This window comes from Micromonospora trifolii, from assembly GCF_050516465.1.
Lineage (GTDB): Bacteria > Actinomycetota > Actinomycetes > Mycobacteriales > Micromonosporaceae > Micromonospora > Micromonospora trifolii.
In genome coordinates, this window is the sequence record NZ_CP191526.1 from 520,084 (window position 1) to 535,462 (window position 15,379).

Here is a 15,379-nt window from a genome sequence, read left to right on the forward strand (position 1 = left end):
CGCTCAGAGCTGCGGGCTGGTCGCGAGGTCCGGCGTGGCCAGCCAGGTCAGGGTCTGCGGCAGGATCTCCACCGCCCCGAAGTGCGCGGCGCCGGGCTGCACCTGCACCTCGGCGCGCGGAATCCGCGAGGCGAGCCAGTGGGAGTGCTCCACCGGGGAGAAGCGGTCCTGCTCGCCGTGCCAGAGCCGGACCTCCGCGCGGATGGCGCCCAGGTCGAACCCCCAGCCGCGCCGGATCGCCAACACGTCGTCGATCCAACCCTCGGGGCCGTGTCGCAGCGCCTCGGAGTACATGTCGGTCAGCAGTCGGCGGATCGCGACGTCGTCGACGACCCGGATGTCCTCGTCGGGCAGTTGGGGGCGGAGGAAGTCCAGCAGCGTCATCGGGTCCCGACGGGCCTCGTCCGCGCGAACCTTCAGGTTGAGCGTGAGCTCGGCCAGGTCCTCGTCGGCCCGCCCGTAGTCCTCCACGTTCGATTCCGCCATGCCCGCGTACCAGTCCAGGTCGGGCGCGCCGGCCGGGGCGAGCCCCACCAGCACGGCGGCCCGGGTGACCCGGTCCGGCAGCAGCGCGGCGCAGGCCAGGGCGTGTGGCCCGCCACCGGATCGGCCCACCACCGAGAATCGGTCGATGCCGAGGTCGTCGGCGATCGCCGCCACGTCGGCGGCGGCGTCGGCCACTCGCCGACCCTCGTGCCGGTCGGAGTCGCCGTACCCGGGTCGGTCGTAGCAGACGAGGTGCACGCCGAGGCGGTAGACGACGATGCCCCGGGGGCGGGGGCCGCTGCGGCTGCCCGGGGTGCCGTGCAGCAGGAAGACCGCCGGCCCGTCCGGCGCTCCCGAGGTCTCCACCGCGAGGTGCCGCCCGTCCGGGGTCGTGACGGTGCGCTGTGTCGCATCTTGTCGCGTCACGGTTGGCCTCCCGCGGGTCGTCATGTGCTCCCCCGTGAACGGAGCCGCGCATCGTCGGCGCCGAGTGCAAAGCCCCCGAAATCGCCCAGAACACATTCTTGTTGTGCAGCGTACTGCCCGTCGTGGATGCCCGCCATGGGCCAGCGGGTCAATGCCGGTGGGTCGGGCCTCCCGAACGGGCCGCTACCCTGGTAGCCCGAGGGGAAGGGGCACCAAGAGGGTGGCTAGGACCTACAACGTCGTGACGTACGGCTGCCAGATGAACGTGCACGATTCTGAGCGGATCTCCGGCCTGCTCGAACAGGCCGGCTACGTGCGCGCGGTGCCGACCGACGACACCCCGGACATCGTCGTCTTCAACACCTGCGCGGTGCGGGAGAACGCGGACAACCGGCTCTACGGCAACCTCGGTCGCCTGCGCCCGGTGAAGGACAAGCACCCCGGGATGCAGATCGCGGTCGGCGGGTGCCTGGCCCAGAAGGACCGCGGCGACATCGTCCGCAAGGCCCCCTGGGTGGACGTGGTCTTCGGCACCCACAACATCGGCGCGCTGCCGGTGCTGCTGGAGCGGGCCCGGCACAACGCCGCCGCCGAGGTGGAGATCCTGGAGTCCCTCGACGTCTTTCCGTCCACGCTGCCCACCCGCCGCGAGTCCACGTACGCCGGCTGGGTGTCGATCTCGGTGGGGTGCAACAACACCTGCACGTTCTGCATCGTGCCGGCGCTGCGCGGCAAGGAGAAGGACCGGCGCCCCGGCGACATCCTCTCCGAGGTGCGCGCCCTGGTCGACGAGGGCGTGCTGGAGGTGACCCTGCTCGGGCAGAACGTCAACTCGTACGGCGTGGAGTTCGGCGACCGGTACGCGTTCGGCAAGCTGCTGCGGGCCTGCGGCGACATCGACGGGTTGGAGCGCGTGCGCTTCACCAGCCCGCACCCGAAGGACTTCACCGACGACGTGATCGCCGCGATGGCCGAGACGCCGAACGTCTGCCACTCGCTGCACATGCCGTTGCAGTCCGGCTCCGACGACGTGCTCCGCGCGATGCGCCGGTCCTACCGTTCCGAGCGCTACCTGGGGATCATCGAGAAGGTCCGCGCGGCGATGCCGGACGCGGCGATCACCACCGACATCATCGTCGGCTTCCCCGGTGAGACCGAGGCCGACTTCCAGCGCACCCTGGACGTGGTCCGGGAGGCCCGGTTCTCCTCGGCCTTCACCTTCCAGTACTCGAAGCGGCCCGGCACCCCCGCCGCGACCATGGACGATCAGCTGCCCAAGCAGGTCGTGCAGGAGCGCTACGAGCGGTTGGTCGCCTGCGTCGAGGAGATCACCTGGGCGGAGAACAAGCGCCTCGTCGGGGAAACCGTCGAGGTGCTGGTCGCGGTCGGCGAGGGCCGCAAGGACGAGCGGACCGGCCGGATGTCCGGTCGGGCCCGCGACGGTCGACTGGTGCACTTCGCGACCGAGACCGCCGACGGGGAGTCCCTCGCTGGTCAGATCCGGCCGGGCGACATCGTGCACACCACTGTCACCTACGCCGCCCCGCACCACCTGAACGCCGACGGAGCGCCGGTGGCGCACCGACGCACCCGGGCCGGCGACGCGGCCGAGGCGGGTCGCTCCCCGCGTACCCCTGGGGTGTTGCTCGGTCTGCCGACGATCGGGGCGCCGCCGGTCGCGGCTGCCCCCGCCGCTGGCTGCGCCACCCACTGACCGCACGGAAGGGCCCCTCAACGAGGGGCCCTTCCGCGAAGGACTGAGTCAGACGGTGATCCGGCCGGCGCCGGCGCCCGCCGTCACGATGGACTTGACGTTGCTCGCGGTGTCCAGCTGGTAGGAGTACGGGATGCTGGCCACGCTGCCACCGGCCTGGCCGGTGGGCGAGTTGACGAAGTGGTTGTTGCGGGCGACCAGGCTGCCGGGGCCCGAGTCTCCCTCACCGAGGTGGTACGGGTCGTCGACGTTCTCGAAGTAGTTGCCCTCGACGAGCACCCCGGCGTTCTCGGTGGACGCGACGCCGTAGCCACCGTTGGCTCGGTAGTAGTTGTTGTACACGTGCACCGGGTTGCCGAAGCGCACCCGGGGGTTGCGCTGGTTGCTGCCGTCGAACCAGTTGTGGTGGTAGCTCACCCGCAGGTGGCCGACGTCCTGGCTGGCGTTGTCGTCGCTGTGGCCGAGCAGCATCGTCTTGTCGTGGCTGAAGACCCGGTTCCACGAGACGGTGACGAAGTCCGAGCCGCGCTTGATGTCGACGGCGCCGTCGTACCCGTTGGTGAAGCTGTTGTGGTCGATCCAGATGTTGGTGGCCGACTCCTGCACGTTGATCGCGTCGTCGTTCCAGTTGCGGAAGGTCAGGTTGCGGATGATCACGTTGCGGTCACCGTTGATGTTGAACCCGCAGCCGGCGATGGTCGCGCCGGAGTTGCCGAGGATGGTCTTGTTGGACCGCACCCGCAGCATGCCCGAGCAGGAGATCGTCCCGGACACCCGGATCACCGCGGCGCCGGTCGCGTTCAACGCGCTGGTCAGCGCGGATGCGGTGGTGACGGTCGTGGTGGCGGCGTTGCCGCCACCGGTGGTGCCGCCGTTCTGGGTGGCCCAGCCGACCAGGCCGGTCTGCGGCGGGTTGCTCGTCGGTGGTGGCGTGGTGGGCGGCGGGGTGGTCGGTGGTGGCGGCGTGGTGGGCGGCGGGGTGGTCGGTGCGGTGCTGCCGGTGCAGGCCACGTTGTTCAGGCTGAAGCTGCTCGGAGCCGGGTTGCTGGAGTTGTTCCAGCTCGCGTTGAAGCCGAACGTGGCGCTGGCACTGGTCGCGAGGTTGCCGTTGTAGTCGACGTTGGTCGCGGAGACCTGGCTGCCGCTCTGCGAGGCGGTGGCGCCCCACGCCTGGCTGACCTGCTGACCGGCCCCGTACGACCAGCGCAGCGTCCACCCCGAGACCGGGTCGCCGAGGTTGGTGACGGTGACGTTGCCGGTGAACCCGCCCGGCCACTGGCTGGCGACCGAGTAGGCCACCTGGCAGCCGGCGGCCGCCTGGGCGGACACGGAGGTCAACAGCCCGGCGGTGACCAGGGTGGCGGTGGCTGCGGCCGTGGTGGCGATCAGCGTCATTCGACGCCGTCCTGTGCGCATGCTGCTTCCTTTCGATGAGGCGGACGGAGGTGTCGCGACGCCCATGCCCGTGAGCGGCGAATCTCGGCCGGGACCAGTGGTCCTCGGGCCCGCCAGTGCAGGTTCGTGAAGGAAAGCGGCTCCCGCGCTCGCGCCCGCCGATGAAGAGGCAAGCGCTTTCCCGATGAAAGCATAGAAGAACCTTGATGTAAATGGCCGGGACGGCCGATGCGGTGCGCACCGGCCGTCCCGGTGGATCAGCAGCTGGTGCCGCTGAGTTTCACAGTGCCCGGCGTGCTCGCGGTGCCGTTGGCGGTGAAGCCCACGGTGACCGAACCGCCCGCCGGCAGGGACGGCGCGTGGCTCGGAGCCGCCGCGGTGACCGTCGTACCGGACTGCGTGACGGTGGCGTTCCAACCACTGCCCAACGTCACCCCGGACGGCCAACTCCAGGTGACCGACCACGGGTTCACCGCGCCCGAACCGGTGTTCTTCACGGTCAACTCGCCCTGGAAGCCGCCCTGCCAGGCGTTGACCTGTCGGTAGGTGGCCGTGCAGGCACCGGTCGGCGGATCCGTCGGCGGGCCCGTCGGCTCACCGGTCGGCGGCTCGCTGGTGCCGCCACCGGACGGCGCGATCAGGTACGGCTGGAGGATCGCCTGCTTGGCGGTGTTGATGTTGGTCCAGTCGTCCAACGCGATACCGCCGGTGTCACCCGAGTTGGGGTTCCACGACCAGTAGGTGAAGGACATCCCGGTCACCCCGGTTCCGGTGTACGCCATCAGCTTCTCCAGCCACACCTTGTCCTTCGGGTCGACAAGGGTGCTGCCGAACTCGCCCATCATGATCGGGGCGATGTTCTGCTTGTAGAGGTAACCGAAGTACTTGTCCCAGATGGCCGGCATGTTCGCCGGGTAGTCCGGGGCGTCGAACCAGGTCTGCCGGTACACCGAGGTGGCGTACTCGTGCGGCGAGTAGACCAGCCGGTTCGCCACGCTCAGCCGGACCGGGAACTGCCCCGCCTTCGACAGGTTGCCGCCCCACCAACCGCAGTCCTCGTCGTTGCTGGTGTCGCCGTCCCAGACGTTGGAGAGGCCGCCGCTCGGGCAGCTCACCCCCTCCACGAAGATCAACCAGTTGGGCTGGACGCCGAGGATGGCGTTACCGGCCCGCTCGGCGGCGAGCCGCCAGTCCCGGGTGGTGTCGCCGCAGCCCCAGCACGCCCCGGTGGCCGCCGGGTTGGTGCCCTCCGCGTGCGGTTCGTTGTGCAGGTCGGCGCCGATCACCGTCGTGTTGCCCGCGTACCGTTGGGCGAGCATCTTCCAGTCGTTGATCCAGGTCGCCTCGGAAACCGTCGACGTGTACCAGAGCGGTGACTGCCCGGCCGCCGTCGGCCGGTGCCGGTCCAGGATGATCCGCATGCCCTTGCTGCCGGCATAGTCGATCACCTTGTCCAGGATCTGCAACGGCGACAGCCCGATCAGGTCCGGGTTGACGAAGTCGTTGATCCCACTGGCGGTGGCGCCCGGCTTCAGCGCGTCGTTCGAGTACGGCACCCGCAACGTGTTGTAACCCAGCCGGGCCATCGTGTCGAGCTGTCCCCGCCACGGGTTGTTCGACCACAGCCCGTGGAAGGTCTTGTTGTCGGTCTCCATGCCGAACCAGTTGATGCCGGTCAACCGCACAGTGGCACCGGTGCTGTCCACGATCTGGTTGCCACTGGTATGCAGATAACCCGTACCGGTGCCAGCGGCAACGGCCGGGCTGGTGCTGACGGCGGCGGCGAGGAACACGCCAGCCGAGACGGTGACGAGCGCAGTGAGCGCGCCGCCGAGAGCTTTAGGACGGAACAATTCGAGCTCCACTTCGGAGGTCCGGCGCCATCCAGAGACGACGCCGGCAGGCGGCCGTCCGCACGTCACGGTCCCTCAGGGGTACGCGGACAGTGCGCGACGGCCCATGTCACACGGACGTGGTCACTCGCGGAAGCTCACCGGCGACCCTCGACGGCGGATGTTCCGCCTTCGTCGCCCTCGTGCCGGTGGCCCTACCTGGCTCCGTCGCTCATTCTGATCAGCCCACGTCAATGCGTCAACCTGCCCGCCCGCGCCGCCCCGCGCTGCCCTTTTTGCGCCGCGCAACCCTGAATGATCGCGCTAGAACATGGATGTAGTGGTCTCCGGGCGCGCTGATGCCACTACATCCAGGTTCGAGCACGATCTTGCTGCCTGTGGCAACATCCGGGAAGTTGCGCGGATCTTGACGCGGACGCGGACGCGCGGGGGCGCGGGGGCGCGGACGCCTGGGGTCGGACATGCGGGAGCCCCCGGTCCCGCTGGGGACCGAGGGCTCCGGACGTCGTCAGCTCAGCCGGCCTGCTCGGCGAGTTGGAGGAACTGCCGCTTGGAGGCGAGGGCCTGCTCAGCTTCCTTGATCCGGCGTGCGTCCCCGGCGCTCTGCGCCCGGGCCAGCCGGTCCTCGGCCTCCGCCACCTGCGCCCGCATCTGGGCGAGCAGCGGGTTGTCCTCCTTGGTGGTGCGGCGCCACGCCGAGTCCATCACGTCACGGACCTTGTCGTCGATGACGCGCAGTCGGCGCTCCAGCCCGGCGGCCGCCTCGCGGGGCACCCGGCCGGCCTCGTGCCACTGGGCCTGGATCTCCCGCAGCTTGGCCTGGGCGCCCTTCGGGTCGGCGTCGATGTTCAACGCCTCGGCCTCGGCGAGCAGGGCCTGCTTGCGCTCCAGGTTGCCGCGCTGCTCGTTGTCCCGTGCCGAGAAGACCTCGCTGCGCCGGCTGAAGAAGGCGTCCTGCGCACCCCGGAACCGTTCCCAGAGCTTCTGCTCGGCCTCCTTGGAGGCGCGCGGAGCGGCCTTCCACTGGGTCATCAGGTCCTTGAGCTGGTTGGCGGTGGCGGCCCAGTCGGTGGAGTCCGAGAGCTTCTCCGCTTCGGCGACCAGCTCCTCCTTGGCGGTCTGCGCCTGCTTGCGCTGCGAGTCCAGGGAGGCGAAGTGGGCGCCGCGGCGGCGGGTGAAGCCGTCCCGGGCGGCGGCGAACCGCTTCCACAGCTCACCGTCGGCCTTCTTGTCGACCCCGCGGATGGTCTTCCACTCGTCGAGGATCTCCTTGAGCCGGTCCCCGGCGGTTTTCCACCCGGTGGATTCGGCGGCCAGCTTCTCGGCCTCCTCGACCAGCGCGGTCTTGCGGGCCAGGGCCTCGCCGCGAGCGGCGTCCCGGGCGGCGCGCGCTTCGCCGGCCTTCTCCTCGGCGAGGGTCGCCAGCTTGTCCAGGCGAGCGGCCAGCGCGTCGATGTCGCCGACCACGTTGGCCTCGGGCAGCGTGGCACGGATCCGCCGGATCGTGCTCAACGAGTGCCCGGCGTCCGCCGCACCCGACTTGAGTCGCGCCTCGGTCAGGTCCACCTCGGTCACCAGGTCGGCGAAGCGACGGGCGAAGTGTGCCAGGCCCTCCTCCGGTGCTCCCGCCTGCCAGGATCCGACCACCCGCTCTCCCTCGGTGGTCTTGACGTACACGGTGCCGTCCGCGTCCACCCGTCCGAAGGCAGTCCAGTCGCTCATGTGCCCATCCTCGTTCTCCCGGCGTCGAGGGATCGATCCCCCGTCGCCGCCACGGCGCAGCCAAGTTGCTTCCGGCATTGTCACAGGTCCGACCCGGTCCGCGTCGAGCGCCTATCGCCGACCGTGACCATACGGTGTCCTAGGGGCCTAATGACCGGATCGGCTCGGAGACGCACCGGGGATTCCCGCTACGGTGGACGGGTGCCACTGGTCGCCGCCGCCGTCTGCCCGCATCCGCCCCTGCTCGTGCCCGAGGTGGCCGGCTCCGCGGCCCCGGAGCTGGACGATCTGCGGGCGGCCTGTGACAGCGCCGTACGCCGGCTGTTGGCCACCGATCCGGACATTGTGGTGCTGTTGGGCACCGGCCCGGTGACCGGCCCGATCCGCACCCCGGCGACCGGTTCCCTCCAGCCCTGGGGTGTCGACCTGGACGTGCCGCTGGTGCCGGGTCAACCGGACCGGGGTGCGGTGCTGCCGTTGAGCCTGACCATCGGCGCGTGGCTGTTGGCCCGCCACGGCACCCGACCGCCGGTGACCGCCGTGCAGGTGGCCGCCGACGCCGGCCAGGCCGAGCTGGCCGCGCTCGCCGACGAGGTCGGTGCCGCCGGTGACCGGGTGGCGTTGCTGGTGCTCGGGGACGGGTCGGCCTGCCGGGGGGAGAAAGCACCCGGGTACGACGACGCGCGCGCTCTCCCGTACGACCGGGGGGTTGCCGCGGCGCTGGCTGACGCGGACCTGGACGCCCTGCTCGACCTCGACCCGGTGGTGTCGACGGAGCTGAAGGCCGCCGGTCGCGCCCCCTGGCAGGTGCTCGCCGGCGTGGCCCGCGCGGCCGGTGGTGATTGGCGCGGCGAGTTGCTGCACGACTCCGCCCCCTACGGGGTGGCCTACTTCGTGGCGTCCTGGGAGCGGGTGTGACCAGCGCCGGTGCCGGCATGGTGGTCGCGGTGGTCGGCCCGACCGCGGCCGGCAAGTCGGCGCTGAGTATCGCGTTGGCGCACGCCCTGGACGGGGAGGTGGTCAACGCCGACTCGATGCAGCTCTACCGGGGCATGGACATCGGCACCGCCAAGTTGACCCTCGCCGAGCGGGACGGGGTGCCGCATCACCTGCTGGACATCTGGGAGGTCACCGAGCCGGCGAGCGTCGCGGAGTACCAGCGGCTGGCCCGCGCGGCGGTGGACGACATCCTGTCCCGGGGGCGGGTGCCGCTGCTGGTCGGGGGCTCCGGGCTGTACGTGCGGGCGGTGCTGGAGCGCTTCGAGTTCCCCGGCACGGACGCGGCGCTGCGGGAGCGGCTGGAACGGGAGTTGGCCGAGGTCGGCCCGGCTCCGCTGTACGCGCGGCTGCGCGCCGCCGACCCGGTCGCCGCCGAGGGCATCCTGCCCGGCAACGGTCGGCGGATCGTGCGGGCCCTGGAGGTGATCGAGCTCACCGGCGCGCCGTTCGCCGCCTCGCTGCCGCAGCCCACGCCGTACTACCCGTCGGTGCAGCTCGGCGTCGACCTGGACACCGGCCTGCTGGACGAGCGGATCGCACTGCGGGTCGACCGGATGTGGGCCGACGGCCTGGTGCCGGAGACCCGTGAGCTGGTCGGGCGCGGTCTGGCCGAGGGGCGGACGGCGAGTCGGGCGCTGGGTTACCAGCAGGTGCTGCGCCTGCTCGCCGGTGAGCTGACCGAGGAGCAGGCGCACGACGAGACGGTCCGGGCGACCCGGCGTTTCGTCCGCCGGCAGCGGTCCTGGTTCCGCCGCGACCCGCGGATCCACTGGCTGGACTCGACGACCCCGGACCTGATCGGGGCCGCCCTGCGTCTGGTGCCGGCCGCTGCGCGATGATGGGGCTGTGGAGTTCACCAAGGGCCACGGCACCGGCAACGACTTCGTCCTCCTTCCCGACCCGGACGGTCAGCTCGACCTGACCCCTGAGCTGGTCGCGGCGCTCTGCGACCGGCGTCGGGGCATCGGCGCGGACGGCGTACTGCGGGTGGTCCGCGCGGCCAAGCATCCGGACGGCGCGGGTTTGGCCGGCGAGGCCGAGTGGTTCATGGACTACTGGAACGCCGACGGTTCGTTCGCCGAGATGTGCGGCAACGGCGCCCGGGTCTTCGTGCGCTACCTGCTCGACACCGGGTTGGCCACGCCCGCCGGCGCGGCGCTGCCGGTGGCCACCCGGGCCGGCGTCGTGCGCGCGCTGGTCGAGGGCGACGTCGTGTCCGTCGAGATGCGCCGACCCCAGGTGTACGACAGCTCCGCCGCCACCCTCGGCGGGCTGACCCTGACGGGTGCGGTGGTGGACGTCGGCAACCCGCACCTGGTCTGTGTGCTGCCGGCCGGCGTGGAGCTGTCGGCACTGGACCTGACCGTCGCGCCCGGGTTCGACCCGGCGGTCTTCCCGAGCGGGGTGAACGTGGAGTTCATCGTGGCGGGTGACCCGGTCGACGGCACCGACGAGCACAGCCTGATGCGGGTGTACGAGCGCGGCAGCGCCGAGACGCTGTCCTGCGGCACCGGTGCCTGCGCGGTGGGTGCCGTGGCGTTGCGCGACGCCGGCCGGGACACCGGCGTGGTCGCCGTGGACGTGCCCGGCGGTCGCCTAACGGTGACGGTCACCGCCGACTCCTGCTGGCTCTCCGGCCCAGCCGTCCTGGTGGCCACCGGCGAGCTGAGCCTTCCCACGCTCCGCCCCTGACGCCCCCGCCCACCCGTGTCGATCAAGAGGTTTGCGTCAGATTTCGCGTTGTTCCTGACGCAAACCTCTTGATCAACGGCGTGGCCGGTGGGTCGTTCGCGTTACGGGGTGGCGCTGGCGTTCGCCGCGATCTCGGGGAGGTCGGCCGGGCCGGGGTCGGCGGCCGGGAGCGGGCTGGGGTTGTGCGCGGCGGCGCGGACGGCGGCGGCGACCGCCGGGGCGACCCGGGAGTCGAAGACGCTCGGCACGATCACCGTCGGGTTGATCTTCTCTTCGCCGACCACGTCCGCGATGGCCCGGGCGGCCGCGAGGGCCATCTCCTCGGTGAACTCCTCGGCGTGCGCGTCGAGCATGCCGCGAAACACCCCGGGGAACGCGAGCACGTTGTTGATCTGGTTCGGCTGGTCGGAGCGGCCGGTGGCGACCACGGCGGCGTGCTTGCGCGCCTCCCGCGGGTCGACCTCCGGGTCCGGGTTCGCGAGGGCGAAGACGATCGAATCCTTCGCCATCTGCGCGATGTCGTCGCCGGTGAGCAGGTTCGGCGCGCTGACCCCGATGAACACGTCGGCGCCGCGGATGGCGCCGGGCAGGTCGCCGGAGTAGTTCTCCTTGTTGGTGTTCTCCGCCAGCCACTGCCAGGCCGAGTTGAGCCCGGTCAGCCCGCGGTGCAGGGCGCCCTCCCGGTCGTACGCGATGATGTCGCCGACGCCCTGGCGCAGCAGCAGCTTCATGATCGCGGTGCCGGCCGCGCCGGCTCCGGAGACGACCACCCGGACGTCCTCGAGCCGCTTGCCCACCACCCGCAGCGCGTTGGTCAGCGCGGCCAGCACGCAGATCGCGGTGCCGTGCTGGTCGTCGTGGAAGACCGGGATGTCCAGCGCCTCGCGCAGCCGGGCCTCGATCTCGAAGCAGCGCGGTGCGGCGATGTCCTCCAGGTTGATGCCGCCGTAGGCCGGCGCGATCGCCTTGACGATCTGCACGATCTCGTCGGTGTCCTGGGTGTCCAGCACCACCGGCCAGGCGTCCACCCCGCCGAAGCGCTTGAACAGCGCGGCCTTGCCCTCCATCACCGGCAGCGACGCGGCCGGGCCGAGGTTGCCCAGGCCGAGCACCGCCGAGCCGTCGCTGACCACCGCGACGGTGTTGCGCTTGATGGTCAGTCGCCGCGCGTCGGCCGGGTTCTCGGCGATCGCCATGCAGACCCGGGCCACCCCCGGGGTGTACGCGCGGGACAGCTCGTCGCGGTTGCGCAGCGCGACCTTCGAGGTCACCTCGATCTTGCCGCCGAGGTGCAGCAGGAACGTTCGGTCCGACACCTTGCGCACGTCCACGCCGTCCAGCGCGGTCAGCGCGTCGACCACCTGGTCGGCGTGACCGGCGTCGGCGGTGTCGCAGGTCAGGTCGACGATCACATGGGTCGGGTCCGAGTCCACCACGTCCAGCGCCGTGACGATCGCCCCGGCCTCGCCGACGGAGGTGGTGAGCCGGCCGATCGAGGAGGCGTCCGCGGTCACGGCGATCCGAATGGTGATCGAAAATCCGGCGCTGGGCATTCGGGTGATGGCCACGGGATCCCTCCGTAACGGCTGTGCGGCCGATCGGCCGCCGCCCGCATTTCTACCGGGTTGTCGCGGCCGACCAGCATTCGCCCCCACTTTTGGCGACCTTCACCATGGGCATATAGCAGGTGCGTTCGGCGTTGTGTCATGTCAGGATTACGTTCTACTTATCAAAACGGACAGGAGAACCGCTTGCGAGACCAGGAGAGCTTTGTCCCCGTCGAGGACGAGCTCGACGACGTCACCACCGGCGAGATGGAGCTGTCGGAGCGGCAGTCCCTCCGACGCGTCCCGGGCCTGTCAACCGAGCTCACCGACGTCACCGAGGTGGAATACCGCCAGCTGCGGCTGGAGCGGGTCGTCCTGGTGGGCGTCTGGACCGAAGGCACTGTCACCGACGCGGAAAACTCGCTGACCGAGCTTGCCGCGCTGGCTGAGACCGCCGGTTCGCAGGTGCTCGAAGGGCTCATCCAGCGTCGTACCCGACCCGACCCGGCCACGTACATCGGCCGTGGCAAGGTCGACGATCTCGGCGCGGTGGTGCTCTCCACCGGCGCCGACACGGTCATCTGTGACGGTGAGCTGTCCCCGTCGCAGCTGCGCAACCTGGAGCAGCGCACCAAGGTCAAGGTCGTCGACCGCACCGCGCTGATCCTCGACATCTTCGCCCAGCACGCCAAGAGCAAGGAAGGTAAGGCGCAGGTCGAGCTGGCTCAGCTCCAATACCTGCTGCCCCGACTGCGCGGTTGGGGTGAGACGCTCTCCCGGCAGACCGGTGGTTCCGGCCGGGGTGGCGGTGCCGGCGGCGGTGTGGGTGTTCGTGGTCCCGGTGAGACCAAGCTGGAGACCGACCGGCGGCGCATCCGTCACCGCATCTCCCGGCTGCGTCGCGAGATCAAGAGCATGAAGACGGTACGCGTGACCAAGCGCGCCCGGCGTTCCCGCAACGCCGTTCCCGCGGTCGCCATCGCCGGCTACACCAACGCCGGCAAGTCGAGCCTGCTCAACCGCCTGACCGGCGCGGGCGTGCTGGTGGAGAACGCGCTGTTCGCCACGCTGGACCCGACGACCCGCAAGGCCACCACCTCGGACGGGCGGCTCTACACCCTCTCCGACACTGTCGGCTTCGTCCGACACCTCCCGCACCAGATCGTCGAGGCGTTCCGCTCGACGCTGGAGGAGGTCGCGGAGGCGGATCTGGTGGTGCACGTCGTGGACGGCACCCACCCGGATCCGGAGGAGCAGGTCCGGGCGGTCCACGCGGTGCTCGCCGAGGTCAGCGCGGACCGGCTCCCCGAGCTGTTGGTGGTCAACAAGACGGACGCGGCCGACGAGGACACTCTGCTCCGGCTCAAGCGGCTCTGGCCCGACGCGATCTTCGTGTCCGCGTACTCCGGGCGGGGCATGGACGAGCTGCGCGCGGCGATCGAGGAGCGGCTGCCGAGCCCGGCTGTGGAGGTCCGGGCCGTGCTCCCGTACGACCGGGGCGACCTGGTGGCTCGGGCGCATCGCACGGGTGAGGTGCTCAGCACGTCGCACCTGCCGGAGGGCACTCTGCTGCACGTCCGCGTCGGCGCGGAGTTGGCGGCGGAGCTGGCGGCGTTCGACGTGGAGCGGCAGGGTCAGGCGGCCGGCAGCCGGTCCTGAGCGGCCACGGCGTCATCCACCGGAAACGCGCGGCATGCGACACTGGCCGAATGCGCCGCGTTGTTTCCTCGGTCACGGTTGTCCTCGGCCTGTTCGGGGCAACCGTGGCGCTCGCCGGAGTCGCCGCAGCGGCTCCCGCCCCTGGGGCGTCCGGGCCGCCCGCCGCGAACCCTGGCCAGAAGCGGTGCACGATCACCGACGAGCGCCTACGGGAGCTGTCCGGGCTGGTCGCCACCAAGAGTGGCTACATCCTCATCAACGACAGCACCGAGGTCCCGGAGCGCAAGCGGGTCTTCTTCCTCGACAGCAAGTGCAAGACCTCGAAGGAGCCGGTCCGCTACTCGGGGCAGGGTCCGTTCGACACCGAGGATCTCGCCCTGTCCAAGGACGGCAAGACCCTCTGGATCGCCGACACCGGTGACAACCCCGACTCGAAGGAGCGCCGCAGCCGCGTCGCGCTCTGGTCGATGCCGGTCACCGGCGGCAAGCAGCCGACGCTGCACCGGCTCTCCTACCCCGAGGCCAAGCCGCACGACGCCGAGGCGCTGCTCATCGGCGACGACGGAAAGCCGCTGATCATCACCAAGGTGACCAGCGGCAAGGCCGAGATCTACACGCCGTCGGCGGCGCTCAAGAGTGGCGACACCGACCCGGTGCCGATGCGTAAGGCCGGCGAGCTCACGCTGCCGAAGACCCAGACGGAGAACGCCCTCAACACGTTCGGCCGGATCGCCATCACGGGCGCGTCCCGGGCACCGGACGGCTCCCGGGTGGTCCTGCGCACCTACGCGGACGCCTTCGAGTTCGACGTGACCGGTGGCGACATCGTGGGCGCGCTCACCACCGGCAAGCCGCGGGTGACGCCGCTGGCCGACCCGTTCGGCGAGGCCATCAGTTACACCTCGGACGGGAAGTCGTTCCTCACCGTCTCCGACGCGGGCCGGTTCACCGAGGACGAGCCGCTCGACATCCTCAGCTACGCCCCGTCCACGTCGACCGCGGTGCCACTGGCCGCCGAGGACGGCGCCAAGCCGGCCGCCTCGAAATCCTGGACCGACGGGCTGAGCCTCGACGACATCACGTACCTGGTCGGGGCGGTCGGGCTGATCGGCCTGCTGTTGGTCGCCGGCGGCATCTTCGGCATCGTTCGCGCCCGCCGTCGGCCGCCGCCCGCTGACGCTTCCGACCCGTCGGAGCCGGATGATGAGCCGTTCGGCCCGCGCGCGGGCCGTGCCGTCGACGGCTTCCCGGCCGACGATGACCGCAGGGGTGGTGTCTACGGGGGTGGCGCGCCGGTCGGCGGCGCGGTGTACGGCGGTGGTGCGGGCCGTGGCGGCCCGGCCCCAGCAGGTGGTGCGGGTCGTGGCGGCCCGGCCCCAGCGGGTGGTGCCGTGTACGGCGGCGCCGGCCGGCCGGCCCCGGCTGACGGTGGCTACGGTGCGCCGCGACCGGACGGCGGCGGTGCTGGCGTGTACGGCGGCGGCGGACGTCCCCCGGCCAGTGGCGGTGGTCGTCCTCCGGCCAGTGGCGGTGGTCGTCCTCCGGCTGGCGGCGGTCGTCCCCCGGCTGGTGGCGGTGGTCGTCCGCAGGGTGGCGGCGGCGGTCGCCCCCAGGGCGGCGGCGGTGGTCGTCCTGGCGGTGGCGTGTACGGCGGCGACGGCGGTCAGCCCGGTCGCGCGGAGCCGCCACGGCGCGGTGGGCAGGAGCCCGACCACCGGGGTCAGCGGCCCGGCCGCCGACGTGACGACGACGCGCCGCCCGTCGACCCGTACGGGCAGTATCCCGGGGGCGGTCGCGGTCACCGGGGCGACCGTTACTGATCGGCGCTGAGGCGCTCATCCGGCCTGAACGAGCGGTGCGGGTGAGTGCCGTCGGCACCCACCCGC

The 15,379-nt window shown here is 71.3% G+C and carries 11 protein-coding genes; 6 read left to right on the plus strand and 5 right to left on the minus strand.

The genetic code is table 11. The features are described from left to right. Positions 1-3: 3 nt before the first annotated feature. Positions 4-912, minus strand: coding sequence for an alpha/beta fold hydrolase (locus ACQRWP_RS02360; protein WP_430500592.1), 909 nt, complete (start codon positions 910-912; stop codon positions 4-6). 220 nt (positions 913-1,132) lie between these two features. Here ACQRWP_RS02360 and miaB point away from each other — a divergent pair, with 220 nt between their 5' ends. Then, positions 1,133-2,626 (plus strand): tRNA (N6-isopentenyl adenosine(37)-C2)-methylthiotransferase MiaB, encoded by a 1,494-nt coding sequence (gene miaB, locus ACQRWP_RS02365; RefSeq protein WP_430500593.1) that lies wholly within the window; start codon positions 1,133-1,135, stop codon positions 2,624-2,626. 48 nt (positions 2,627-2,674) lie between these two features. On the opposite strand, the gene ACQRWP_RS02370 is transcribed toward miaB, so the two are convergent. The 3 genes from ACQRWP_RS02370 to ACQRWP_RS02380 all read right to left on the minus strand — a co-directional run bounded on the left by ACQRWP_RS02370 (position 2,675) and on the right by ACQRWP_RS02380 (position 7,596). Then, complete coding sequence (locus ACQRWP_RS02370; protein WP_430500594.1) at positions 2,675-4,042, minus strand: cellulose binding domain-containing protein; 1,368 nt, start codon at positions 4,040-4,042, stop codon at positions 2,675-2,677. Positions 4,043-4,278: 236 nt separating this feature from the next. After that, a complete protein-coding gene (locus tag ACQRWP_RS02375) occupies positions 4,279-5,874 on the minus strand; it encodes a cellulase family glycosylhydrolase (RefSeq protein ID WP_430500595.1) in 1,596 nt (531 codons plus the stop codon). A gap of 513 nt (positions 5,875-6,387) precedes the next feature. Beyond that, positions 6,388-7,596, minus strand: coding sequence for a DUF349 domain-containing protein (locus ACQRWP_RS02380; RefSeq protein ID WP_430500596.1), 1,209 nt, complete (start codon positions 7,594-7,596; stop codon positions 6,388-6,390). Positions 7,597-7,746: 150 nt separating this feature from the next. Here ACQRWP_RS02380 and ACQRWP_RS02385 point away from each other — a divergent pair, with 150 nt between their 5' ends. Genes ACQRWP_RS02385 through dapF form a run of 3 tightly spaced genes read left to right on the plus strand, consistent with a single transcriptional unit; the run spans position 7,747 to position 10,287 of the window. Continuing rightward, positions 7,747-8,514 (plus strand): class III extradiol dioxygenase subunit B-like domain-containing protein, encoded by a 768-nt coding sequence (locus ACQRWP_RS02385; RefSeq protein WP_430500597.1) that lies wholly within the window; start codon positions 7,747-7,749, stop codon positions 8,512-8,514. Between the two features lie 17 nt (positions 8,515-8,531). Next, on the plus strand, positions 8,532-9,434 hold the full coding sequence (miaA, locus tag ACQRWP_RS02390) for a tRNA (adenosine(37)-N6)-dimethylallyltransferase MiaA (RefSeq protein WP_430503386.1): 903 nt from the start codon (positions 8,532-8,534) through the stop codon (positions 9,432-9,434). A 7-nt stretch (positions 9,435-9,441) separates the two neighbouring features. After that, the gene (gene dapF, locus ACQRWP_RS02395) at positions 9,442-10,287 is read left to right on the plus strand and encodes a diaminopimelate epimerase (RefSeq protein WP_430500598.1); all 846 of its coding nucleotides are present in this window, start codon (positions 9,442-9,444) and stop codon (positions 10,285-10,287) included. Between the two features lie 101 nt (positions 10,288-10,388). Here the strand turns inward: dapF and ACQRWP_RS02400 are convergent, their stop codons facing one another. Continuing rightward, positions 10,389-11,855 (minus strand): NAD-dependent malic enzyme, encoded by a 1,467-nt coding sequence (locus ACQRWP_RS02400; RefSeq protein WP_112700124.1) that lies wholly within the window; start codon positions 11,853-11,855, stop codon positions 10,389-10,391. 183 nt (positions 11,856-12,038) lie between these two features. On the opposite strand from ACQRWP_RS02400, the gene hflX reads away from it, so the two are divergent. Both hflX and ACQRWP_RS02410 read left to right on the plus strand, forming a co-directional pair. Beyond that, the gene (hflX, locus tag ACQRWP_RS02405; RefSeq protein ID WP_430500599.1) at positions 12,039-13,493 is read left to right on the plus strand and encodes a GTPase HflX; all 1,455 of its coding nucleotides are present in this window, start codon (positions 12,039-12,041) and stop codon (positions 13,491-13,493) included. Between the two features lie 50 nt (positions 13,494-13,543). Beyond that, positions 13,544-15,313 (plus strand): hypothetical protein, encoded by a 1,770-nt coding sequence (locus tag ACQRWP_RS02410; protein WP_430500600.1) that lies wholly within the window; start codon positions 13,544-13,546, stop codon positions 15,311-15,313. Positions 15,314-15,379 lie beyond the last annotated feature (66 nt).

Excerpts from the sequence above, each read along its gene's own strand:
- ACQRWP_RS02370 (WP_430500594.1), bottom strand. The coding sequence starts at position 4,042 with ATGCGCACAGGACGGCGTCGAATGACGCTGATCGCCACCACGGCCGCA.
- ACQRWP_RS02380 (WP_430500596.1), bottom strand. The coding sequence starts at position 7,596 with ATGAGCGACTGGACTGCCTTCGGACGGGTGGACGCGGACGGCACCGTG.
- ACQRWP_RS02385 (WP_430500597.1), top strand. The coding sequence starts at position 7,747 with ATGACCGGATCGGCTCGGAGACGCACCGGGGATTCCCGCTACGGTGGA.
- miaA (WP_430503386.1), top strand. The coding sequence starts at position 8,532 with ATGGTGGTCGCGGTGGTCGGCCCGACCGCGGCCGGCAAGTCGGCGCTG.
- ACQRWP_RS02410 (WP_430500600.1), top strand. The coding sequence starts at position 13,544 with ATGCGCCGCGTTGTTTCCTCGGTCACGGTTGTCCTCGGCCTGTTCGGG.